The organism is Pseudomonas sp. T8, assembly GCF_024610635.1.
Taxonomy (GTDB): Bacteria; Pseudomonadota; Gammaproteobacteria; order Pseudomonadales; family Pseudomonadaceae; genus Aquipseudomonas; species Aquipseudomonas chlororaphis_I.
The window spans coordinates 1074588-1097644 of sequence record NZ_CP102374.1 but is presented as its reverse complement, the minus strand read 5'-3'; the positions used below and the strand labels follow the sequence as shown (position 1 = coordinate 1097644).

Below are 23057 nucleotides of genomic sequence, written 5' to 3'. Positions count from 1 at the left end.
GGTGAGGGGGATTTTACCGGCGAAGCGGCAGTCCTGGGCTGATCTGCATCAGCGCCTGCTCAGTGTGGATATGGCAAGGGGTTTTCCACCAGCCAGTCCTGGGCGAAATCCAGGTAGGCGCGGACGATGTTCGAGGGCGGGTGTTGGTTCGGGTAAAGCAGGTGCAGCTGTTGTTCCGGCATCGGCAGATGGGGCAGCAGGGCGTGCAGACGACCGTCGCGCAGCGCTTCGGCGGCGAGAAAGGCCGGCAGCTCGGTGACCACCTTGGCGGTCAGCGCCAGCTGGCGCAGGTGCAGGTAATCGTTGGCGGCGAACAGCGGGGCGGGACTGTAGGACTGGTCGCCCAGTTGCCACTGTTCCCGGGCATCGGCATGGCGCGACCAGACGGCGCAGGGAAAACCGCGAAGGTCGGCAGGGGTTTGCGGGGTGCCGAGGCGCTCCAGCAGCAGCGGGCTGGCGACCAGCAGATGCCGGTAGCTGCCGAGCAGGCGCGCCGGGCGATCCTCGTCGAACAGCGGCCCGGCACGCAGGGCGACGTCGACCCCATCCTGCGCCAGGTCGCTTTCCCGCTCACTGGTGTAGACCGCGACCTGGATCTCGGGATGGCGCCGCTGGAACTCGGCCAGCAGTTTCCACCAGCTCTCGAACGCCGCCGGCACCGATACGCTCAGGCGGCCCTGCAAGTGAGTTCGATCATTTCTGACAGCCTGTTCGCCCTCGGCCAGGGCCTCGATACCGCGGCTGGCGTGTTCGTAGAGCTGGCTGCCGGCGGCGGTCAGCCGGGTGCCGCGGGCGGAGCGTTCCAGCAGTTGCACGTTGAGGCTGCGTTCCAGTTCACGGATGCCCCGGCGGATGGTGGCCAGCGGTAGTTGCAGCAGGTTGGCGGCGGACGAAATGCTGCCGCATTGGACCACGCTGACAAACATCCTGGCGGCGTTGAGATCCATGAGCGCTCCCTGTCGAATGTAGGGGAAAGCCTATCAGCTGCGGCTCTGCCCGATCAAAAATGCGCGGTCCGCGGGCGATTTTTATCGCCGGTTTTTCGCCCGCGCGGGGAGCTGTACGAGGGGCGGGTGAGGGCCGTGTGAGGGCCGTATGAGGGATAACCACGACAACTGTGTTCTCGACCCGGCTGAGTGCGTCTAGCAGCGGTAGCTTCGCGGCGGTGCGAGGCACGAAGTGCGAGTCTGAACATGCAAGCGTTGTTGAACGAGATCCTCGACGAGGTCCGTCCCTTGATTGGCCAGGGCAAAGTGGCCAGCTACATTCCGGCGCTGGCCGACGTGCCGGCCAACCAGCTGGGGATTGCCGTGTATGGCAACGATGGCCAGGTGTTCAGCGCCGGCGACGCCGATACGCCGTTCTCGGTGCAGAGCATTTCCAAGGTGTTCAGCCTGGTGCAGGCCATCGGCCATTCCGGCGAGGCGATCTGGCAGCGTCTGGGGCATGAGCCTTCCGGGCAGCCTTTCAACTCGCTGGTGCAGCTGGAGTTCGAGCGTGGCCGTCCGCGCAACCCGTTCATCAACGCCGGGGCGCTGGTGATCTGCGATATCAACCAGTCGCGTTTCGCCGCGCCGGCGCTGTCCATGCGCGATTTCGTGCGGCGCCTGTCCGGCAACATGCAGGTGCTGGTGGACGGCCGCGTTGCCGATTCGGAATACCAGCACCGCGCGCGCAATGCGGCGATGGCCTACCTGATGCAGTCCTTCGGCAACTTCCACAACGACGTCGAGTCGGTGCTGCGCAGCTACTTCAGCCACTGCGCGCTGCGCATGAGCTGCGTCGACCTGGCGCGGGCCTTCTGCTTCCTGGCCAACGATGGCTTCTGCAAGCACAGCGGCGAGCAGATCCTCACGGCGCGCCAGACCCAGCAGGTCAACTCGATCATGGCCACCAGCGGCCTGTACGACGAAGCCGGCAATTTTGCCTACCGCGTCGGCCTGCCGGGCAAGAGCGGCGTGGGTGGCGGCATAGTCGCAGTGGTGCCGGGGCAGTTCACGGTGTGCGTGTGGTCGCCGGAGCTGAACGCGGCAGGCAATTCCCTGGTGGGCATGGCGGCACTGGAATTGCTGAGCCAGCGCATCGGCTGGTCGGTGTTCTAAGGGCGGCGGGAGCATTGCGGCCGGTTGCGGGTGCGTAGCAACCGCAAAGCCTGAGTCTGCGGTCTGTCTGGATAACCCCGTTGGCAGGCTGGCGACGGCTGCGCCGCCGATCGCAGGCTGCGCCAGCGGCTACAGGGGCGCGGTGTCTATGTAGCCGCTGCCGAGCTTGCGAGGCTGCGATCGGTTTGGGCGGCATTCCGACGCAGCAACCGCAAAGCCTGAGATCCACGATCTGCCTGGATAAGCGTGCCGGTTGGTTTTGCGAGCACTGCGCGTGCGATTACCAGGTGAAGTTGGCGGTCTTCGGCAGGCTCAGCTGGCCTTTTTCGACGAAACGCATAGTGCCGAACGGGCCGCCGGCGAGCTTGCCGCGCAGCACGTAGGGCAGGTCGTCGAGGCTTTGCGTCTGGCTCAGGCCCAGGGTCTGGCGCAGCACGGTGAAGGCCGAGACGCTGACCGGCACCACCAGCACGCCTTCGGAGAAACGCCCGATGCTGCCGCTCTGGTCGCTGACCCCGGAGGCCAGCGGCCGGCCGTTGACCTCCAGGTCCAGGGCCACACCGTTGTAGTTGATCGTGGTTTCGTTGGGGTTCTGCAGGCGCAGCTTGACGGCGAAGCGCACTTCCAGGTCCTGGCTGGGCAGCGGCTCGATACCGACCACATTGATATTCAGCGGATCGTGCTGGGGAAACAGGGCGCAGGCGCTCAGGCTGAGCAACAGCAAGGAAAGGGTGAGGCCGAGGAATCTGCGCATTGGAAGCTCTCTGCAAAGAAAGAAGGCAGTGTTGAATCTATCGCGCCCGGGTCTGCACCACAAACCGAAGGTTGCTTGAGGGGCGCCATCTTCTGTAGGAGCCAGGCTTGCCGGCGATGAGGCCGGCAGGGCTGGTAGTGAGCTTGAGGCCTGCCGTCTGGTGGTGTCGCCACCGACGCCATCGCGAGCAAGCTTCGCTCCTACAGAAACACATTGCGCTTACGCGTTGGCTTTGGCGCTTACATCCGGGTCCTGCATGACCTTGAGGGTCGCCGCTTCCGGGTCGAACTCGTCTTCTTCCAGCTCGATGAACTCTTCCGGCAGGAAGATGTTCAGCAGGATCGCGCACATCGCGCCCACGGTGATCGGCGATTCGAAGATGTTGTGCAGCGCCTTGGGCAGTTCGCGCAGGACTTCCGGCACCGCCGCCACGCCCAGGCCCATGCCCAGGGAAATCGCCACGATCAGCACGTTGCGTCGATGCAGCCCGGCTTCGGCGAGGATCTTGATCCCGGCCACGGCCACGGTGCCGAACATGATCAGGGTCGCGCCGCCCAGCACCGGCTTGGGCATCAGTTGCAGCACCGCGCCGATCACCGGGAACAGCCCCAGCAGCACCAGCAGGCCGGCGATGAAGTACGCCACGTAGCGACTGGCCACGCCGGTCAGCTGGATCACCCCGTTGTTCTGGGCGAAGGTGACCATCGGCAGGCTGTTGAACACCGCCGCCACCATCGAGTTGAAACCGTCGGCCAGCAGCCCGGACTTGATGCGCTTGATGTACAGCGGGCCCTTGACCGGCTGTTGGGAAATCATCGAGTTGGCGGTCAGGTCGCCGGCCGCTTCCAGGGGCGAGATCAGGAAAATCACCGCCAGCGGAATGAAAGCGATCAGGTCGAAGGAGAAACCGTACTTGAACGGCACCGGCACGCTGACCATCGGCACTTCCGGCATCGTCGCCAGGTCGACCCGGCCCAGCAGCCAGGCGACCACGAAGCCCAGGGTCAGGCCGATGACGATCGAGCCCAGGCGCAGCATCGGATGACTGAAGCGGTTGAGTACCACAATGGTCAGCAGCACCAGGGCGGCCAGGCCGAGGTTGCTGGCGGCGCCCAGGTCCGGCGCGCCGAAGCCGCCGGCCATGTCGGTGACCGCCACCTTGATCAGCGACAGACCCATCAGGGTGATGATGGTGCCGGTGACCACCGGGGTGATCAGCTTGCGCAGCTTGCCGATGAACTGGCTGAGGAACATCTCGATAAAGGCCGCGCAGAAGCAGATGCCGAAGATGGTCGAGAGGATTTCTTCGTTGCTGCCGCCACGGCCCTTGACCATCAGGCCGGCGCTGAGCAGCACACTGATAAAGGAAAAGCTGGTGCCCTGCACGCACAGCAGCCCGGAGCCGATCGGCCCCAGGCGCCGGGCCTGGACGAAGGTGCCCAGGCCCGAGACGAACAGCGCCATGCTGATCAGGTAGGGCGTTTCGTTCTGCAGGCCCAGCACGCCGCCGAAGATCAGGGTCGGGGAGATGATGCCGACAAAGCTCGCCAGCACATGTTGCAGCGCGGCGAAGATCGCCGCGCTGAAATGCGGGCGGTCCTCCAGGCCATAGATCAGGTCGGACTTGTAGCGCGGCGTGGAGCGATCAGGTGCGGTCATGGGAAAAGCCTGCCAATGACGTGTCGATAGGGCATGAAACACGTGGAGAAAAGGGGCGCGACGCGGGCTGTCGGAGGACGTAAGGCAAAATCTGCGAACCCGGTCAGAAAAATGGAGGCGCAGGATGCCAGAAAGGCGTCGGGGCCAGAAGGGTTGATTTAACGCCGCGCCACAACGCACTACAGGCCGCGCGTTCCTCCTGATCCACCGCGGACTCAGGTTTTGCGGCAACTGCGTTGCCGATCGCAGCCTCGCGGGCTCGGCAGCGGCTACAAAGGCACCGCGTCCGTAGCCGCTGCCGAGCGTCAGCGAGGCTGCGATCGAGCTGGGCGGCATTCCGACAAAGCGCTCGCCAAACCAGACACCGCGTTTCTCCAGCGAGGTCAGAGTTCGCTACTGACAGATCCTGACAGGGGGCTCTGTTAAGCTGCGCCGATCCTTCCCTGCCGAGCCTGATGACGTGTCGCGCACCACTCGTTTGTTGACCCTGTTGCAAGTGCTGCGCGGCAAGCGCTGCCCGGTGACCGCCGCGGCGCTGGCGGCCGAGCTGGAGGTGTCCGAGCGCACCCTGTACCGCGATATCGCCGAGCTGACGGCCCTGGGCGCGCCGATCCATGGCGAGGCGGGGATCGGCTATGTGCTGCGCAGCGGCCTGTTCCTGCCGCCGCTGATGCTCAACGCCGACGAGACCGAAGCCATCGTCCTCGGCCTGCGTTATGTCGACCAGCGTGGCGACGAGGTGCTGGGCAAGGCCGCCGCCGATGCCCTGGCGAAGATCGCCGCGGTGCTGGCCCCGGCGGCCCAGGAAGCCTTGCACAACCCGACGGTGCTGCCCGGCCCGCCGGCTTATTGCTACCCGGAAAACGTGGTGCCGCTGAACGTGTTTCGCCAGGCGATCCGCGAGCAGGCCAAGCTGCACATCGATTACGCCGATGTGAACAAGACCCCCAGCCAGCGCCTGATCTGGCCGCTGGCCCTGGGCTTCATGAACGAGGCGCGGGTGATAGTCGCCTGGTGTGAGCTGCGCGACGATTTCCGCACCTTTCGCACCGACCGGATCGCCGCCGCGAGCGAGCAGGGCCAGCGATATCCGGGGCGCCGCAGCGACCTGTTGCGCACCTGGCGCCAGCGCATGCAACTGGACGATGCCGGGCGTTTCACTCCTGACAAGAACTGACGCGACGGCGTTTTAGCATGGCTCCAGCAACGATAAACAAGGAGCCGCAGTACCATGTCCAGCACAGCCACTTCTCTCGCACCGGCCATCGCCGCCTACCTCGCAGCCACCAATGGTCGTGACAGTTCGGCGGTCGCCAGTTTCTTCGCCGAAGACGCCCAGGTGTTCGATGAGGGCCAGCATCAGGCCGGCACCCGCGCCATCGCCCAATGGATGGAGGACACCGCCCGCCGTTACCAGCCACGGCTCGAGGTGCTCAAGGTCCAGCAGCGCACCGGCAAGGTGCTGGTGGACAACCTGATTTCCGGCAGCTTCCCCGGCAGCCCGCTGGAATTGCGCTACGTGTTCCGCCTCGACGAGCAGGGCAAGATCGCCCGGCTGGATATCTCGCTGTAGCCGTCGCGCCCGCGCTCGCTGTAGCCGCTGGCGAAGCCTGCGATCGGCAAAGCAGTTGCCGTGCGCGTTCTGCCTGACACACCGCGTGCCCGGGTTTTGCGGCAACTGCGTTGCCGATCGCAGCCTCGCGCTGCTCGGCAGCGGCTACATAGGCGCCGTGCTCCTTGTAGCCGCTGCGGAGCGACAGCGAGGCTGCGATCGACCTGGGCGGCATCCCGACGCAGCGGTCGCCAGGCGAGGCATGGCATACTGCGCGGCCCATTTGCGGATGCGTGGACCCCATGCCTTTCGATTCTCCCCTCAGCGCCTATCAGTACGCCCTCCAGGAGCGCGGTTTTGTCGCCGACGAGGCCCAGGAGCGGGCGATGCTGGCCCTGCAGCAGTGCCATGTCGCCCTGCATGAAGGGCGCAAGTCGATCACCGGGGTCTATCTGTGGGGCCCCGTGGGCCGGGGCAAGACCTGGCTGATGGACCAGTTCTATCAAAGCCTCGAGGTGCCGGCGCGACGTCAGCACTTCCACCATTTCATGGGCTGGGTCCACCAGCGCTCATTCCAGCTGACCGGCACCGCCGACCCGCTGCAAGCCCTGGCCCGCGAGCTGAGCGAAGAGGTGCGGGTGTTGTGTTTCGACGAACTGTTCGTCAACGACATCGGCGACGCGATCATTCTCGGGCGCCTGTTCCAGGTGATGTTCGAACAGGGCGTGGTGATGGTCTGCACCTCCAACCAGCCGCCGCAACAGCTGTATGCCGACGGTTTCAACCGCGAGCGGTTCCTGCCGGCAATCTCGGCGATCGAGGCGCATCTGCAGGTGGTGGCGGTGGACGGCGCCCAGGACCATCGCCTGCACCCGGGGGCGCTGACCCAGCGTTATTGGCTGACCCCGGCCGGCCAACCGAGTGCCCTGGGCCCGGTGTTCGAACAGCTGGCGGCGGGGCAGGCGGCGTCCAGTGCGGTACTGCCGGTGGGCTACCGCGAGGTCCAGGTGATCAAGGCCAGCGAGCGGGTGCTCTGGTGTCGTTTCGCCGACCTGTGCGAGCAGCCGTTCGCCGCCATGGACTTCATGGCCCTGTGCGACCGTTTCAGCGCGATCCTGCTCAGCGAAGTGCCCGAGCTCAGCGCGCAACAGCGCCCGGGACGGATTGCCCGGGGCACCGAGGACGGCGCCGAGCGAGTGGTGGCCGGCGATCGCGAGCTGCCGCAGTTGTCGATCCACGATGACAGCGTGCGGCGGTTCATCGCCCTGGTGGACGAGTGCTACGACCGCAAGGTGCCGCTGTACCTCGAAGCGCGAGTACCGATGGAGGCCTTGTACACCGAGGGCTACCTGGAGTTTCCATTCCGCCGTACCCTCAGTCGTCTGAAGGAGATGCAGCTGCAGCGTTTCGGCTGAACACGCCTGATCATCACAAGGGAGACCTGACCGTGAACCAGCCCCTGTCCCATCATCTGCTGACCATGGCTTACCAGAACGCCTGGGCCAATCACCGCCTGGGCAAGGCCTGGGAAATACTCACCCCGAGCGAGCTGGCGGCGCCGCGGGTGAGCTTCTTTCCCAGCCTGAAAGCCACCCTCAACCACATCCTCACCTGCGACTGGTTCTACGTCGACGCGCTGGAGCGGGAGCTGCGCGGCGAGGCGCCACGGGCCGACTGCTATGTGTTTTTCGAGATTGAGGAGCCTTTCGACCAGGCCGCCGACCTGCGGCGCGAACAGGCGCTGGTGGACCGCCGGCTGATCGCCTATTGCGAGCAGCAACGGGATGTGGACCTTGCGCGGATCGTCACCATCGCCCGGGAAAAGCCGCAGCGCGATACCCGGCTGCGCATGCTTTCGCACCTGTTCGAGCACCAGTTGCATCACCGTGGCCAGGTGCATGCCATGCTCAGCGGCACCCGGGTGGCGCCGCCGCAGCTGGACGAGTTTTTCTGTGCGGGCGAGGCGGCCCTGCGCGCCGAGGATTTTGCCGAGCTGGGCTGGAGCGAAGCGCAGATCTGGGGCGCGGAGGCGGTCGAGGACAAAGAACGGTAGCGCTTGACGCGCTAGCCGCTCGTTTGGTCATGTGCCGGTGTTTACAATCGCTCTCCCGGGGACCCGCCCGGATCAATCACTGTTGAGGACAGACATGGACGTTGCAGACGTATTGGTACTCCAGGCCAGCTACACCAATCCGGTACACGCCGAGGCAATCGCCCTGGTGCTCAATCACTATGCCCAGGACCCGATGGGCGGCGGCCAGCCGCTGGACGCCGATCTGTTGCGGCAGTTGCCCGGCGAACTGGCCAAGCGCCCCCATGCTTTCAGCGTGCTGGCCTTTGTCGGAGGCGAACCGGCCGGGCTGGTGAATTGCTTCGAGGGCTTTTCCACCTTTGCCGGCCGGCCGCTGGTCAATGTGCACGACGTGTCGGTGATCGATAAATTCCGCGGCCTGGGCCTGAGCCAGAAGATGCTGCAGAAGGTCGAGGAGATCGCCCGCCAGCGCGGCTGCTGCAAGATCACCCTGGAAGTGCTGGAGGGCAACGCGGTGGCCCAGGCGTCCTACCGCAAGTTCGGCTTCGACGATGCGATGCTCGACCCGAGCCATGGCCGGATGCTGTTCTGGAACAAGACCCTGTAAGCCCCTGGAGCCCGCCGGCCGATGAATTCACGCCCCCAGGATGCCACCGTGACCCGCCGTGACAGCGCCTGGGCGGTGTTCCTGGTGTTCCTGCGGCTGGGGCTGGGTTCCTTCGGCGGGCCAGTGGCGCACCTGGGGTATTTTCGTACCGAGTTCGTCCAGCGCCGCGCCTGGCTGAGCGAGGCGGCCTATGCCGAACTGATCGCCCTGTGCCAGTTCCTCCCAGGGCCGGCCAGCAGCCAGGTGGGCTTTGCCCTCGGTTGGTCGCGGGCGGGGCTGGCCGGTGCACTGAGCGCCTGGCTGGGTTTCACCTTGCCGTCGGCGCTGATCCTGATTGCCCTGGCCATGGGCCTGACCGGCAGCGGCACGGGGCTGCCCGGTGGGCTGGTGCATGGCCTGAAGATAGTCGCAGTGGCGGTGGTGGCCCAGGCGTTGTGGGGCATGGCCCGTGCCTTGTGCCGCGGGCCGCTGCGGATGCTGATCACGCTGGCCTCGGCGGCCAGTGTGCTGCTCTGGCCGAGCACCCTCGGCCAGGTCTGCGTCATGTTGCTGGCGGGCATGGTCGGCGCGGGTCTGCTCCAGCCGACCTTCAACGACCGCGAAGACGGCCTGGCAATCGCAGTCGGCAAGCGCACGGGCTACCTGGCCCTGGCGTTGTTTGCCCTGTTGCTGGCCGGCTTGCCGTTGCTGGCCGGGTTCTGGCCCAGCCTGCCGCTGGTGCTGGCCGACGGTTTCTATCGCGCCGGCGCGCTGGTGTTCGGTGGCGGTCATGTGGTGCTGCCGTTGCTGCAGAGCGAGGTGGTCGCCCCGGGCCTGCTGAGCAACGATCTGTTCCTCGCCGGTTATGCCGCCGCCCAGGCGGTGCCGGGGCCCTTGTTTTCTTTCTCGGCCTTTCTCGGCGCGGCCATCGACGGCTGGAGCGGCGCGCTGCTGTGCCTGGTCATGATTTTCCTGCCGGCCATGCTGCTGATCGTCGGTGTCCTGCCGTTCTGGCAGAACCTGCGCCACCTGGGCCGGGTCCAGGCCGCGCTGGCCGGAGTCAACGCGGCGGTGGTCGGCCTGCTGGCGGCGGCGCTGTACGACCCGCTGTGGGCCAGCACCATCCTCAAGCCGCTGGACCTGGGGCTGGCGCTGCTGGCCCTGGCCGCGCTGATGCGCTGGAAGCTGCCACCCTGGCTGGTGGTGCTCGCCGGTGGCGCCGTCGGCCTGCTGCTGGGGGCCTGACGCCACACTCCTGCAATCGGGAGCATTACGCCCGCGGCGGATGATTGAGCCGGGCAAACACCAGGCGGAACAAGGTAAAGCTGCCCGGTACGCTGCTGACCTCGGTCCGCCCCTGATGCAGGTTCATGATCGAGCGCACGATCGCCAAGCCCAGTCCCGTACCGCCTTCGGCGCGCGAGCGGCTGCTGTCGACCCGGTAGAAGCGCTCGAACAGGTGCTCCAGGTGCTGCTCCGGGATGCCGGCGCCGGGGTTGCCCACCGACAGCGACACGCTCGAATCGTGTTCCTCCACCAGGATCGAAATGCTCGACGCCCGGGGGCTGTGGCGGATGGCGTTGGACAGCAGGTTGGAGATTGCCCGCTGGATCATCAGGCGGTCGCCGTACACCAGGCCATCGCCGGACAGGCTGATGCCCAGGTGTTTTTCCTCGGCGCTCAGGGCGAACAGTTCCATGACCCGCCGCGCTTCATCGCCCAGGGAGATTTCTTCGAACGCCACCTGGGAGGCCGGGTGGCTGACCTGGGCGAGGAACAGCATGTCGCTGACGATCCGGGTCAGGCGCTCCAGCTCTTCGGTGCTTGATTCCAGCACCGCCTTGTACTCATGGGGCGGGCGCTCCCGGGACAGGGTGACCTGGGCCTTGCCCATCAGGTTGGTGATGGGCGAGCGCAGCTCGTGGGCCAGGTCGTCGGAGAATTGTGAGAGTTGCTGCACGCCGCCGTCGAGCCGGTGCAGCATGAAATTGATGCTGTGGGCCAGCTCGGCCAGCTCCCGTGGCAGGTTGTCCGGCGACAGGCGATGGGTCAGGTCCTGGGTGGTGACCTTGGCGGCGACCCGGCTGAACTGCTGCAACGGCGCCAGGCCACGCTGCACCACCCACCAGGCGCCGATGCCGATCAGCATCAGCAGCAGGGGCAGGGCGATCACCGTGGAACGCAGGTAGGCACTGAGCAGCGCCTGGTCGTTGGCCCGGTCCAGGGACAGCACCACCCGCACCTGTTCGCCATTGCGCAGGGTTATCAGGCTGGAGGCGCTGAGCAACCGGTTGCCGGCGCTGTCGAGCCAGTCGAGGAACGCCGGGCTTTCCGGCTGGGTCAGGGCTTCGGGCAGCGGACCCAGGTTGCGATTGCCGATGTTCAGCAGCGCTTCGGCCTGGGGCTCGGTGCCGAAAATGCTCAGGTGCAGGTTGTCGTGGCCCATTACCAGGTCCAGCAGCGAATGCGGGCGGGCGGCGATATCGCCGGTCTTCAGGTCGCTGGTCAGGGTGTGGCGGATCTGTTCGAGCTTGCTGTCCAGGCTTTCCCGCGCCAGGCTGCCCAGTTCATGGCTGAGGGCCAGGTAGGCCAGGGTCGCGAGCAGCAAAACCAGGCCGGCGCCCATCAGGCTGACGGTCAGGCCCAGGCGCATGGACAGGCTGCTGGCGGTGCGTTGCGCGGCTTTCATTGGCGCACTTCCAGGACATAGCCGACACCACGGATGGTGTGGATCAGCTTGATATCGCTGGCATCGTCGATCTTCGCCCGCAGGCGGCTGATGGAGACCTCCACCACGTTGGTGTCGCAGTCGAAGTTCATGTCCCAGACCAGGGAAATGATCTGGGTCCGGGTCAGCACCTCGCCCGACTGGCGCATCAGCACCTGCAACAGGGTGAATTCCTTGGTGGTCAGGTCGATGCGCCGCGAACCGCGATAGGCCCGGTGCCGGCGCGGGTCGAGCTCGAGGTCGGCGACCCGCAGGGTGTCGGTCGCCGGCAGGTTCTCGCTGCGCCGCAGCAGGGTGCGCACCCGCGCCAGCAGTTCGGGGAACTCGAATGGCTTGACCAGGTAATCGTCGGCCCCCAGGTCCAGTCCCTTGACCTTGTCGGCCAGGCGCCCGCGCGCCGAGAGCATCATCACCCGGGTGCTGCTGTCCTTGCGCATGTCTTCCAGCACCTGCCAGCCGTCCTTTTCCGGCAGATTGACGTCCAGAATCACCAGTTCGTAGTTTTGCTGTTCGATCAGGTAAAGCCCGTCGACGCCGGTGGCGGCGCGGTCGACCACATAACCGCTTTCGGTCAGCCCCTGATGCAAGTAATCGGCAGTTTTACGCTCGTCTTCGACAACCAGAATGCGCATGGAGAAGTGACCTCTTGATCATTAAAAAGAATTCAATGGCGCTGGATATGAAGTTGTTGTTGGACCAGCCATAAAAACCCGCGAAGTTGCTGCTGATAAATAGCCTCAGCCTTCGGGTAGGGGAATGCTCAAGCCTGAAGTGGCTTTAGGGTCAAGATTTAAAGTGCCTGATATCAATGGCTTGTGCTTGTTCTCGACAGTCGGTCGCTGACTACCCCAAGTGAGGTGATTCATTGTAGGAGCGAAGCTTGCTCGCGATGATCGTTAACGATACTGCGTATTGACTGGAGTACGCGGTGCTCTCAAGTTCATCGCGGGCAAGTCGGATCGCCGCCCGCTCGCTCCTACAAACTGATCATGTGTTATTTACTGTTTCAATATATGTCAAAGTTTGCCGGAAACTTATGTTAATACAGCGGGCAGTGACGGTTGCCTATATGGCGTAATTGTCATTTTGACGTCAGAAAGTTGATAGCCCATGGTCATGTCGCTGATATCGACGGCGATAAAAAAGGCGCCCGTGAAAGGGCGCCGGAAGATCCTCTCTGCCAAAGGAGCATTATCGCTAGAGAGGAGTAGAGCTCGGGGCGTTTCAGGCGTCCGGTTGCGCAGGGGTGCGGCTCGGATCCTCGACGGGTGCCTGGGGTTTTTTCCCGCTCTCGGAGGATGTCTGTTCGCTATCGGTGCGGGGTATCTGCTGGCTGATGGGGAAGTTGTCCCAGTAGTGCTTCATGCGTTCAGCGCCGCCTTCGGCGAACGCTGCACCCGAGCTGGCAATCATCAGACCGGCGAGCAGGAGTGTGGAGGCTTTCATGTGCGGTGTCCCATTGACGGTTATCGGAATTCCGTCGCGTCCCTGTGACGAAGCAGTCATAGAAGTATGGCGCGATCTTATTAACGCGGGGTTAACAGGGCGCTGAAGGCGGGATGACAATTCTGTCATCCCGGATGAGAGGCACTGACGGCCCACTGATATGGGCCGTGTAGGAAGAAGGGCGGGTTACAGCTTCCAGTCCAGGCTCAGGGTCATGGTGCGCGGTTCGCCCCAGTAGACGCCGTTATAGAAGCCGACCCGTTCGTAGTACTTCTTGTCGAACAGGTTGGTGACGTTGAGCGAGGCCGACAGGTGCGGGTCGAACTCGTAGCGCGACATCAGCCCGGCCACGCTGTAGGCCTGCTGATGGATGCGGGTGTTTTCGGTGACGATACGCCCGTCGCCGTCGCGCCCCACCGGCCGCCGGCTGCTGCCGTAGATTTCGCTTTGCCAGTTCAGGCTGCCGCCGACGGTCAGCGCCCGCCACTGGCCCGGCAGGCGATAGGCCGTGGACAGGCGCAGCATGTTCATCGGCTCGCCGCCGTTGGCGCGCTGCTTTTCGCCGTCCAGGGCGTGGGTGTAGGTGTAGCCGGCGGTGAGGTTCCAGCCTGGGAGGATTTCCCCCGAGACCTCGGCCTCGAACCCCTGGACCTTGCCGCCTTTGCCGCCCGACTTGTAGAACTCCTCGCCGGTGACCGGGTCCGGCGGCACCGAACTGTCCAGTTCGGCGACGTTGTCCTGCTTGCTCCAGAACACCGCGGTGGCCAGGTTCAGGCGTTCCTCCAGCAGGCTGCCCTTGAGTCCCAGCTCGTAGTTGCTGCCGACTATCGGTTCGAGGTATTTGCGGCTGGCGTCGCGCTCGGTCTGGGGCTTGAAGATGTCGGTGTAGCTGACATACACCGTGTATTCGGGGGTGAGGTCGTACAGCAGGCCGGCGTAGGGCGTCCACATGTCGTTGTGCTGCTGGCGGGGGTCCTCGAGGCTGGTCAACTGGTTGTTGGCGTCGTAGCTGCGAGAGCGGCTGTGGGCGCTCCAGCTGCCGTAACGGCTGCCGAGCACCGCATGCAGGTCGTCGCTCAGGCTCAGGCGGGTGGCCAGGTAGCCGGCCTTTTGCCGGGTGCTGTCGCCGGAGCCGGGCAGGTTGGTCACGGTGTCGGGAAACTTGGCGATGCCGCCCATGTATTTCCAGTCGGTGATGCTGGCGTAGCCCGGCGGTGTCGGGCCGTCGACGGTGTAGGGCGACGACTCGCGGCGCTCGGCCTCGCCGTAGCCCAGCATCAACTCATGCTCGCGGCCCAGCAGGCTGTAGGGGCCGGCCAGGTTGAAGTCGTACACGCGCATTTTCTGCGTGCCGATCATATGGCTGGCCCAGGCGGTCATGCCCGAGCGGTCGGCTTCCGGGAAACCGGCGCCGCCGTAATAGACCTTGCCGTCGCTGTCGCTGTCGCGGTGGGTGTAGGCGGCTTTCAGGTGCCAGTCGTGGCCCAGGCGCTGGTCGAGGGTGGCGAAGGCGGTCTTGTCCTTGAGCGGCCAGGAACTCCAGTGCGCCGCCATGTTGGTGGCGCGCGGCAGGTTGGCCTTGCCGCCCGAGGCGTTCCAGTAGGGCACGGTGCCCCAGGAGGTGCCCTGGACCTGCTTGTCCTGGTAGTCGTAGCCCACGGCCAGGGTGGTGCTGTCGGTCAGGTCGGCCTCGAGAATGCCGTAGCCGACTTCCCGCTGCAGCTGGTAGTGGTCGCGAAACGACTGGCTGTCACGATAGGCCAGCACCGTGCGCCCGCGCAGGCGACCGTCGAACCCCAGGGGGCCGCCGACATCGACGTAGCTGTAGTAGTTGTCGTAGCTGCCGCCACTGACGCCGGCCTTGGCTGCCCATTCGTGGGTCGGCCGCTTGCGCACCATGTTGACCGTGGCCGAAGGGTCGCCGGCGCCGGTGGTCAGGCCGGTGGCGCCGCGGACCACCTCGATGCGGTCGTAGATGATGGTGTCCGAATCGGACTTCATGCGGTTGAAGGTGTTGAGCATGCCATCGATCTGGAAGTTGTTGATGGAGTAGCCGCGGGAGGAATAGATCACCCGGTCGGAGTCCAGGTGCTGGACCACCACCCCGGTGGTTTGCCCCAGCACTTCGGACAAGGTATCGAGTTTGAAATCGTCCATCTGCTGGCGGGTCACCACCGACACCGATTGTGGGGTTTCCTTGATCGACAGGTTCAGGCGCGTGGCGGTGCTCATGCTGCCGGTGGTGTAGGAACCGCTGTTTTCCGTGGTCGCGCCCAGGCCCTGGGCGGTGACGCTGGTGGCATCGAGCTCCAGGGCCTGGGTTCCAGGCTCGGCACTCTGCGCGGGTTCGTTTTCAGCCAGCAGCCCGGGGCTCAGAACCGCGCCGCACAGGCCGAATGTCAAAGTCATGGAACGGGTGAATGGCGCGAACATCGCTGCCGTCTCCTTGTCGTCGAGGGAAAAAATCCGTTTGCACTGAGACGAAAAGGAGGAAGGGTATTTAGGCTAAACGAGAATAATTATTATCTTTTAGATACAACAATGCCCCATGAAGGGGCATTGAAGGCCGGTAGTACGGGGCTGCGTGAGCCCCGTAGGAAAAGGCTTATTCTGGCATCGCTTATTTCTGTGCCACTTATTTTTGTACCACCGCTGTGGGTGGCGGCGCCTTGGGCTTCATCAGGCTGAAGTCGATCAGGGCTTTCTCGTTGCGCTCATAAGGATTGCCGATCAGCAGCGGGCGCGGCTTGAAGCTGTCGCTGACCAGGCTCTTGCTGCGATCCAGCTCGTCGGAGCTCAGGCCGGCCATGTCGGCCCAGGTGTGGATCAGGTGCGAGCTGCTGTAGGGGCGGCCGAGGTCGCCGGCGAAGTTCCAGTCATGGTCCTGCTTCCACTTCGGCGAGGCCCAGGCGATGAAGGGAATGGTGTACATCGGCGCGGTCGGCTTGCCTTCGTTGCGGCCCAGGGTGTTGTGGCCGGCGGAGTCGAACACGTCTTCGCCATGGTCCGACAGGTACAGCAGGAAGCCGTTGGGGTCGGTCTTGGCGTAGTCCTTGATCAGGCTCGAGACCACGAAGTCGTTGTACAGCACCGCGTTGTCGTAGCTGTTGTAGGTCGGTACCTGGTCGTCACGCACGCCGGCCGGCACGCCGTTGCGGTCGGTGAACTTGTCGTAGCTCGGCGGGTAGCGGTACTGGTAGCTCATGTGGGTGCCCAGCAGGTGGACCACGATGAACTTGCGCGGCGCGCCGTCGGCCAGCGCCTTGGAGAACGGCTCCAGCACGTCGCCGTCGTACTGGCGGGCGTTCTGGTTGCGGTTGTTGTTCAGGTACACCTGCTCGTCCGCCTGCTCGGAGAAGGTGGTGAGCATGGTGTTGCGCTTGGTCATGGTCTGCTGGTTGGTGATCCAGTAGGTCTTGTAGCCGGCCTGCTTCATCACGCTGACCAGGGACGGGGTCTTGAGGTACAGGTCGGGGTTTTCTTCGTCGGCGAAGGTCAGTACCTGCTGCAAGGCTTCGATGGTGTAGGGGCGCGGGGTAATGACGTTGTCGAAGATCGCCAGCTGGTCCTTGAGCTTGTCCAGCTCCGGCGTGGTCTGGCGCGGGTAGCCGTAGAGGCTCATGCGCTGGCGGTTGGTCGACTCACCGATCACCAGGACCAGGGTCGACGGCTGGTTGGCCATGCTGTCCTTGAGGTTGTGCAGCGGCGGGATCTTGCTCACGTTGTCGAGCATGCCCTGCATGTTTTCCAACTGCTCGCGGTAGCGCCGGTAGGCCACCACCATCTGCCATGGCACCGCGGGCTCGATGCGCGTCTCGAATTTCTCCAGACCGCCGGCGAAGCTGCCGGTGCGTGCGGTCTGCTTGATCAGCGGGTAGCCGATGACGGCGATCAGGATTGCCATGGCCGCCACCAGCGCGCGGCCGCGCGGCAGGTAGACCGGGCGCAGGCGGGTCCAGAGGAAGATGGCGAAAGCGGTATGGGCGAGGAACGCCAGCACCATCCACCAGGCGAAGTACTGGGTCAGGTACTCGCCGGCTTCGGAGGGGTTCGACTCGAACATGATGAAGATGACGCTCTGGGAGAACTCCTGCTGATAAATGAAGAAGTAACCCAGGCTGGCCATGGAACAGGCCCAGAGCACCACGCCTATGACGGCGGCCATCGCGCGGGTGCGGGCCGGGAACAGCAGCATCGGCGCCAGCCAGATCGCGCTCATGATGAACGCCTGGCGGAAACCGGCGAAGCCGGAAGTGTCGGTCAACTGGATCAGTAACTGGGTGATGCCGGAGAAGTACCAGAAGAACAGGAAGAGCCAGCCCAGGCCCGCCCAGTCAAACCCTTTCGCGGACGTCTTGTCGCGTTTAAACACAGCCATCGAGCGCTCCAGCTTCATTGAACAGGACATTCGCCGGAAAGCTTCGACTACCTCGGCGAACGCGCGCCGCGCCCGTGGGGGCGGCAATATTGCGCCGGAGTATCCATAAGAAGGTGTGAAAACTTTGTGAGTTGGTACCTGCGTGTCAGATAATGCCGTCGCCAGGAGGCGGGTAGGGTAAAAGGCGACGGGCAAAAAGAAGCCGGCGATCCATCGAGGACTCGGCCGGCTTCATTAACAACCTGTTGCAAGGACCGGCCACGGCGGGCGGGTTCCTCGGATCCTCAGGCGTGGAGCTGGGTGACGGCAGCCACCTGACCCTGGTTCTGCAATGCCAGGCGCAGTTGCGCCAGCTCTTGCTTCAACTGGTCGCGCTCGTTCTTCAGTTCGCGCAACTCGTCACGACGGATAGTGACGTAGAGGGTTTGTGCAGGTCGTGCCGGTAGTACTGTGCCCATTGCTCACCTCGCAAATGGCGTGCATCAACTGTGGTCCGGCCGCTCGAATTTCGGGGCCTGAAACACTATCGGCGGCAATTTTGATTTCTTTTGCCGGCAAAGGGAACTTTTTTATTTTCAGCGGTCGTTGTGCCTTCGCGGCGATTCGCGTCGTTATCCACTCACTGCTTGGGAAACACTGCTTTAGGAAACTTAGTCCGGCCGCTCTGGACTAACCCTCACTGGCCTCGTTGGGCTATAACCTTTTGACACAATTTAGTAGTAAGGAGCATCAGCACATGCAACTGGGGATTATCGGACTGGGCCGCATGGGCGGGAACATTGCGCGGCGCCTGATGCTCAATGGGCATGAAACCGTGGTCTATGACCGCAACAGCGCTTTTGTCAGCACCCTGAGCGGCGAAGGCGCCAAGGGCGTCGCCGACCTGCCGGCCCTGGTCGCTGGCCTGGAAAAGCCACGCGCGGTCTGGGTCATGCTGCCGGCTGGCGCACCCACCGAAGACACCATCGAAACCCTCAGCCAGTTGCTCGAACCGGGCGACGTGATCATCGATGGCGGCAACACCTACTATAAGGACGACATTCGTCGCGCCCAGGCGCTGGCGGAAAAGGGCCTGAACTACATCGACGTCGGCACCTCCGGCGGCGTCTGGGGCCTGGAGCGCGGCTACTGCATGATGATCGGCGGCGACGCCGAGGTGGTGCGCCGCCTGGACCCGCTGTTCGATGCGCTGGCACCGGGCATGGGCGACATCCCGCGGACCAAGGACCGGGTGGCTGAAGACGATCGCGCCGAGCGCGGTTACATCCACGCCGGCCCCGCCGGTGCCGGGCACTTCGTCAAGATGATCCACAACGGCATCGAGTACGGCATGATGCAGGCCTTCGCCGAGGGCTTCGACATCCTCAAGACCAAAGCCTCGCCAAGCCTGCCGGAAGACCAGCGCTTCGACCTCAACGTCGCCGATATCGCCGAAGTCTGGCGCCGCGGCAGCGTGGTCTCGTCCTGGTTGCTGGACCTGACCGCCGATGCCCTGGCCAGCGATCCGCAACTCGACGGTTTCTCCGGCGAAGTGGCCGACAGCGGTGAAGGTCGCTGGACCATCGAAGCCGCCATCGAGCAGGCAGTGCCGGTTCCTGTGCTGTCGAGCTCGCTGTTCGCCCGTTTCCGTTCCCGCCAGCAGAGCACCTATGGCGACAAGATGCTGTCGGCCATGCGCTTCGGCTTCGGCGGCCACGTGGAGACTCCGAAAAAATGACCTCCTCGCGAAAGAAGTCCAAGGCTCAACCCGCTCCACCCACCACACTGTTTCTGTTCGGCGCCCATGGCGACCTGGTCAAGCGCCTGCTGATGCCGGCGCTGTACAACCTCAACCGTGACGGCTTGCTGGATGAGGGGTTGAAGATTGTCGGCGTCGATCACAACGCGATCAGCGATGTGGACTTCGCCAAGAAGCTCGAGGACTTCATTCGCACCGAGGCCGCCGGCAAGGTCGGCAACGGCGCGCAAGCGCTGGACCCGGCGCTCTGGGCCAAGCTGGCCAATGGCATCAGCTATGTCCAGGGCGACTTCCTGGACGACAGCACCTACGACGCGCTGGCGGCGAAAATCGCCGCCAGCGGCACCGGCAATGCGGTGTTCTACCTGGCCACCGCACCGCGCTTCTTCAGTGAAGTGGTGCAGCGCCTGGGCGCGTCGGGGTTGCTGGTCGAAGGCGACAATGCGTTTCGCCGGGTGGTGGTCGAAAAGCCGTTCGGCTCCGACCTGCAAACGGCGCAAGCGCTCAACGAATGCCTGCTCAAGGTGATGAGCGAGAAGCAGATCTATCGGATCGACCATTACCTGGGCAAGGAGACGGTGCAGAACATTCTGGTCAGCCGTTTCTCCAACAGCCTGTTCGAGGCTTTCTGGAACAACCATTACATCGACCACGTGCAGATCACCGCGGCGGAAACCGTCGGGGTGGAAACCCGTGGCAGCTTTTATGAAAACACCGGCGCCCTGCGCGACATGGTGCCCAACCACCTGTTCCAGCTGCTGGCGATGGTCGCCATGGAACCGCCGGCCGCCTTTGGCGCCGATGCGGTGCGCGGCGAAAAGGCCAAGGTGGTGGGGGCGATTCGTCCCTGGAGCACCGAAGATGCCCTGGCCAACTCGGTGCGTGGCCAGTACGTGGCGGGCAAGGCGGGCGACAAGCCGGTGGCCGGCTACCGCGAAGAGGCCAACGTGGCCGCGGACAGCAACACCGAAACCTACGTCGCCCTCAAGGTGATGATCGACAACTGGCGCTGGGTCGGCGTGCCGTTCTACCTGCGCACCGGCAAGCGCATGAGCGTGCGCGACACCGAGATCGCCATCTGCTTCAAGCCTGCGCCGTACGCGCAGTTCCGCGATACCGAGGTCGACCACTTGCAGCCGACCTACCTGCGCATCCAGATCCAGCCCAATGAAGGCATGTGGTTCGACCTGCTGGCGAAAAAGCCCGGGCCGACCCTGGAGATGGCCAATATCGAGCTGGGTTTCGCCTACAAGAACTTCTTCGAGATGCAGCCTTCCACCGGCTACGAGACGCTGATCTACGATTGCCTGACCGGCGACCAGACCCTGTTCCAGCGCGCCGACAACATCGAGAACGGCTGGCGTGCGGTGCAGCCGTTCCTCGATGCCTGGAAGGAAAAGGCCAAGGTCCATATCTACCGGGCCGGCGAAGACGGACCGGCGGCCGGCGACGAGTTGCTGACCCGCGACGGCCGTGAATGGCACAGCCTCGGATGAGGGGCGAGGGGCAGCATCCCATCCAGTTCCTGCTCAGTGATATGGACGGCACCTTGCTGCTGCCCGATCACAGCCTGAGCCAGCGCACCATCGCCGCGGTACGCGCGCTGCGCGAAGCCGGGGTGTACTTCAGCCTGGCCACCGGGCGGCCGCCGCGGGCCATGTTGCAGCAGATCGAAGCCTTGGGCGTCGACCTGCCGACCGCGGCGTTCAATGGCGGCACCATCGTCAATCCCGATGGCAGTTTCCTGGTGCGCCACCCTGTGCCGGTAGCGGTCGCCAACACGGTCCTGGCGCTGCTGTCGCCGCAGCCGGAAGTGGAGGTCTGGGTGTTTGCCGACGGTGAATGGCTGCTGCGCAATCCCCACGGGCCGATGGTGCCGCGCGAGCAGCATGGCCTGGGTTATCCGCCCGTGGTGGTGGAGTGTTTCGATGACTATCTGCCGCGCATCGACAAGATAGTCGCCGCCAGTGCCGACACCGAGCTGTTGGTGGAGCTGGAGGCGCGTTTGCTGGAGCAGGTCGGCGGGCAGGCGCAAATCTCCCGTTCGCAGCCGGTGTACCTGGATGTGACGGCGTTGCAGGCCAACAAGGGGCAGGCGCTGATCACCCTGGCGGAGTTTCTCGGAGTGCCGCTGGAGCGCACCGCGGCGCTGGGGGATGGTGGCAACGACCCGGCGATGTTCCAGCAGGCCGGGTTGTCGATTGCCATGGGCCAGGCCGAAGCGGCGGTACAACGCCAGGCCGACCTGGTGACGGGCAGCAATGTCGCCGATGGCGCCGCCGAAGCGATCGAACGATTTATCCTGCCGCGCTAATGCAAAACCTGTAGCCGCTGCCGCAGGCTGCGATCGGCGGCGCAGCCGTCGCAACCCGGCGAACGCCTTCATTCATGCAGATCGCGGAGGCAGGTTTTGCGGCAACTGCGTTGCCGATCGCAGCCTCGCGGGCTCGGCAGCGGCTACAGTCCTTTACAGCCAGTAACTCACCGCATACCAGCCCAGCACACCCATCACCAGGGTGTAAGGCAGCGCCATCCACACCATGCGTCCATACGACAGGCGCACCAGCGGCGCGATCGCCGAGGTCAGCAGGAACAGGAACGCCGCCTGGCCGTTGGGCGTGGCCACGCTGGGCAGGTTGGTGCCGGTGTTGATCGCCACCGCCAGGGTCTCGAAGTGCTCGCGGCTCATCTGCCCGGAAACGAAGGCCTGCTTCACTTCGGTGATGTAGATGGTGGCGACGAACACGTTATCGCTGATGGCCGACAACAGTCCGTTGGCGATAAACAGCATGCCCGGCTGCTGGCCCGCCGGCAGCGCCAGCACCCACTGGATCAGCGGGGTGAACAACTGCTGGTCGTGAATCACCGCCACCACCGCGAAAAACACCACCAGCAGGGCGGTGAACGGCATCGCATCCTTGAAGGCGTTGCCCAGGCGATGCTCGTCGGTGATGCCGGTGAAGGCGGTAATCAGCACGATCACCATCAGGCCGATCAGGCCGACCTCGGCGATATGCAGGGCCAGCGCGGCAATCAGGATCAGCGCGGCCACGCCCTGTACCAGCAGCGCCGCGCGTTGCCGGTCGGTGCGTTCGGCGTTGTCTTCGGCGGCGTAGTTGGCCAGCACCGCGCGCACGTTGTCCGGCAGCAGGGTGCCGTAGCCGAACCAGCGCAGTTTCTCCAGCAGCACGCAGGTCACCAGCCCGGCCACCAGCACTGGCAGGGACACCGGGGCGACCTTGAGGAAGAAGTCGGCGAAGTGCCAACCCATTTCATGGCCGATCAGCAGGTTCTGCGGTTCGCCCACCAGGGTGCAGACGCCACCCAGGGCGGTGCCCACCGCGCCATGCATCAGCAGGCTGCGCAGGAAGGCGCGGAACTGTTCCAGGTCCTGGTGATGCAACTGAGGCAGGTGCTGGTCGTCGTTGAATTCGCTGTCCTGGCGCGGGTCGTTGCCGGAGGCCACCCGGTGATACACCGAATAGAAGCCCACCGCGGCGCTGATGATCACCGCGGTGACCGTCAGCGCGTCGAGAAACGCCGAGAGGAAGGCCGAGAGAAAGCAGAACAGCAGGCCCAGCAGCGCCTTGGAACGCACCCCCAGCAACAGCCGGGAGAACAGGAACAGCAGCAGTTCCTTCATGAAATAGATGCCGGCCACCATGAACATCAGCAGCAGGATCACCGGGAAGTTGTGCACCAGTTCGTCGTACAGCGCCTGGGGCGTGGTCATGCCCAGCGCCACGGCTTCCAGCACCAGCAGGCCGCCGGGCATCAGCGGGTAGCACTTGAGGGCCATGGCCAGGGCGAAGATGAACTCGGCCACCAGCATCCAGCCGGCCGCCACCGGTCCGACCGTGAACAGCAGCAAGGGGTTGAGCAGCAGGAAGGCGAGGATGCTGGCTTTGTACCAGCGCGGTGAATGGCCGAGAAAGTTGTGGGTGAAAGCCTGGGCCAGTGAACCGGACATTGGCTGCTCCTTGTATTGACGAAGCGCGCAACTTGCCGCAAGCACCGGTGAAGATCAAGAAACTCTGAAATCTTTTGCCACAAATGCCACCGAGGCCCGTGCAGGAGCCGAT

20 protein-coding genes are annotated in these 23057 nt (G+C 64.4%); 10 read left to right on the top strand and 10 right to left on the bottom strand.

Annotation, left to right across the window (positions count from 1 at the left end; translation table 11 throughout):
* Positions 1-59: 59 nt before the first annotated feature.
* Complete coding sequence (locus tag NRG23_RS04700; protein ID WP_081361650.1) at positions 60-947, bottom strand: LysR family transcriptional regulator; 888 nt, start codon at positions 945-947, stop codon at positions 60-62.
* Positions 948-1193: 246 nt separating this feature from the next.
* On the opposite strand from NRG23_RS04700, the gene glsB reads away from it, so the two are divergent.
* Positions 1194-2102 (top strand): glutaminase B, encoded by a 909-nt coding sequence (gene glsB / locus NRG23_RS04695; RefSeq protein WP_009048849.1) that lies wholly within the window; start codon positions 1194-1196, stop codon positions 2100-2102.
* Between the two features lie 280 nt (positions 2103-2382).
* Here the strand turns inward: glsB and NRG23_RS04690 are convergent, their stop codons facing one another.
* Together NRG23_RS04690 and NRG23_RS04685 are read right to left on the bottom strand one after the other, a co-directional pair.
* Positions 2383-2856 carry an LEA type 2 family protein gene (locus NRG23_RS04690; protein WP_081361648.1) on the bottom strand — a complete coding sequence of 158 codons (474 nt, stop codon included), beginning with the start codon at positions 2854-2856 and terminating at the stop codon, positions 2383-2385.
* A 219-nt stretch (positions 2857-3075) separates the two neighbouring features.
* The gene (locus tag NRG23_RS04685) at positions 3076-4515 is read right to left on the bottom strand and encodes a nucleobase:cation symporter-2 family protein (protein WP_009048851.1); all 1440 of its coding nucleotides are present in this window, start codon (positions 4513-4515) and stop codon (positions 3076-3078) included.
* 460 nt (positions 4516-4975) lie between these two features.
* On the opposite strand from NRG23_RS04685, the gene NRG23_RS04680 reads away from it, so the two are divergent.
* The 6 genes from NRG23_RS04680 to chrA all read left to right on the top strand — a co-directional run bounded on the left by NRG23_RS04680 (position 4976) and on the right by chrA (position 9930).
* Entirely contained in the window at positions 4976-5692 is a 717-nt protein-coding gene (locus NRG23_RS04680; protein ID WP_009048852.1) for a YafY family protein, read from the top strand.
* A gap of 54 nt (positions 5693-5746) precedes the next feature.
* Entirely contained in the window at positions 5747-6088 is a 342-nt protein-coding gene (locus NRG23_RS04675) for a nuclear transport factor 2 family protein (protein WP_009043734.1), read from the top strand.
* A gap of 281 nt (positions 6089-6369) precedes the next feature.
* Positions 6370-7482, top strand: coding sequence for a cell division protein ZapE (gene zapE, locus NRG23_RS04670; protein ID WP_257373850.1), 1113 nt, complete (start codon positions 6370-6372; stop codon positions 7480-7482).
* Positions 7483-7514: 32 nt separating this feature from the next.
* Complete coding sequence (locus NRG23_RS04665; RefSeq protein WP_009048854.1) at positions 7515-8120, top strand: DinB family protein; 606 nt, start codon at positions 7515-7517, stop codon at positions 8118-8120.
* 94 nt (positions 8121-8214) lie between these two features.
* Positions 8215-8706: a GNAT family N-acetyltransferase gene (locus tag NRG23_RS04660; RefSeq protein WP_009048855.1), complete on the top strand. Its 492-nt coding sequence runs from the start codon at positions 8215-8217 to the stop codon at positions 8704-8706.
* A 21-nt stretch (positions 8707-8727) separates the two neighbouring features.
* Positions 8728-9930 (top strand): chromate efflux transporter, encoded by a 1203-nt coding sequence (gene chrA, locus NRG23_RS04655; RefSeq protein WP_103331874.1) that lies wholly within the window; start codon positions 8728-8730, stop codon positions 9928-9930.
* A 25-nt stretch (positions 9931-9955) separates the two neighbouring features.
* Here chrA and NRG23_RS04650 read toward each other — a convergent pair whose 3' ends face one another.
* From NRG23_RS04650 to NRG23_RS04625, 6 genes are all read right to left on the bottom strand, one after another.
* The gene (locus tag NRG23_RS04650) at positions 9956-11374 is read right to left on the bottom strand and encodes a heavy metal sensor histidine kinase (RefSeq protein ID WP_198918819.1); all 1419 of its coding nucleotides are present in this window, start codon (positions 11372-11374) and stop codon (positions 9956-9958) included.
* Positions 11371-12045 (bottom strand): heavy metal response regulator transcription factor, encoded by a 675-nt coding sequence (locus NRG23_RS04645; RefSeq protein ID WP_009048858.1) that lies wholly within the window; start codon positions 12043-12045, stop codon positions 11371-11373. The genes NRG23_RS04650 and NRG23_RS04645 overlap by 4 nt, the downstream gene beginning before the upstream one ends.
* A 592-nt stretch (positions 12046-12637) precedes the next feature.
* Positions 12638-12859, bottom strand: coding sequence for a hypothetical protein (locus NRG23_RS04640; protein WP_009048859.1), 222 nt, complete (start codon positions 12857-12859; stop codon positions 12638-12640).
* Between the two features lie 186 nt (positions 12860-13045).
* The gene (locus tag NRG23_RS04635) at positions 13046-15292 is read right to left on the bottom strand and encodes a TonB-dependent siderophore receptor (RefSeq protein ID WP_257373847.1); all 2247 of its coding nucleotides are present in this window, start codon (positions 15290-15292) and stop codon (positions 13046-13048) included.
* Positions 15293-15494: 202 nt separating this feature from the next.
* On the bottom strand, positions 15495-17237 hold the full coding sequence (locus tag NRG23_RS04630) for a phosphoethanolamine transferase CptA (RefSeq protein ID WP_009048861.1): 1743 nt from the start codon (positions 17235-17237) through the stop codon (positions 15495-15497).
* Between the two features lie 284 nt (positions 17238-17521).
* Positions 17522-17695 (bottom strand): DUF6026 family protein, encoded by a 174-nt coding sequence (locus NRG23_RS04625; RefSeq protein ID WP_007922719.1) that lies wholly within the window; start codon positions 17693-17695, stop codon positions 17522-17524.
* A 278-nt stretch (positions 17696-17973) separates the two neighbouring features.
* On the opposite strand from NRG23_RS04625, the gene gnd reads away from it, so the two are divergent.
* Genes gnd through NRG23_RS04610 form a run of 3 tightly spaced genes read left to right on the top strand, consistent with a single transcriptional unit; the run spans position 17974 to position 21289 of the window.
* Complete coding sequence (gene gnd / locus NRG23_RS04620; protein ID WP_009048862.1) at positions 17974-18954, top strand: phosphogluconate dehydrogenase (NAD(+)-dependent, decarboxylating); 981 nt, start codon at positions 17974-17976, stop codon at positions 18952-18954.
* Positions 18951-20471, top strand: coding sequence for a glucose-6-phosphate dehydrogenase (gene zwf / locus NRG23_RS04615; RefSeq protein ID WP_041984033.1), 1521 nt, complete (start codon positions 18951-18953; stop codon positions 20469-20471). Before gnd ends, zwf begins: the two co-directional genes overlap by 4 nt.
* Positions 20468-21289: an HAD family hydrolase gene (locus tag NRG23_RS04610; RefSeq protein ID WP_257375128.1), complete on the top strand. Its 822-nt coding sequence runs from the start codon at positions 20468-20470 to the stop codon at positions 21287-21289. The genes zwf and NRG23_RS04610 overlap by 4 nt, the downstream gene beginning before the upstream one ends.
* A 153-nt stretch (positions 21290-21442) precedes the next feature.
* On the opposite strand, the gene nhaB is transcribed toward NRG23_RS04610, so the two are convergent.
* Positions 21443-22945 carry a sodium/proton antiporter NhaB gene (nhaB, locus tag NRG23_RS04605; protein WP_038632226.1) on the bottom strand — a complete coding sequence of 501 codons (1503 nt, stop codon included), beginning with the start codon at positions 22943-22945 and terminating at the stop codon, positions 21443-21445.
* Between the last annotated feature and the right edge of the window lie 112 nt (positions 22946-23057).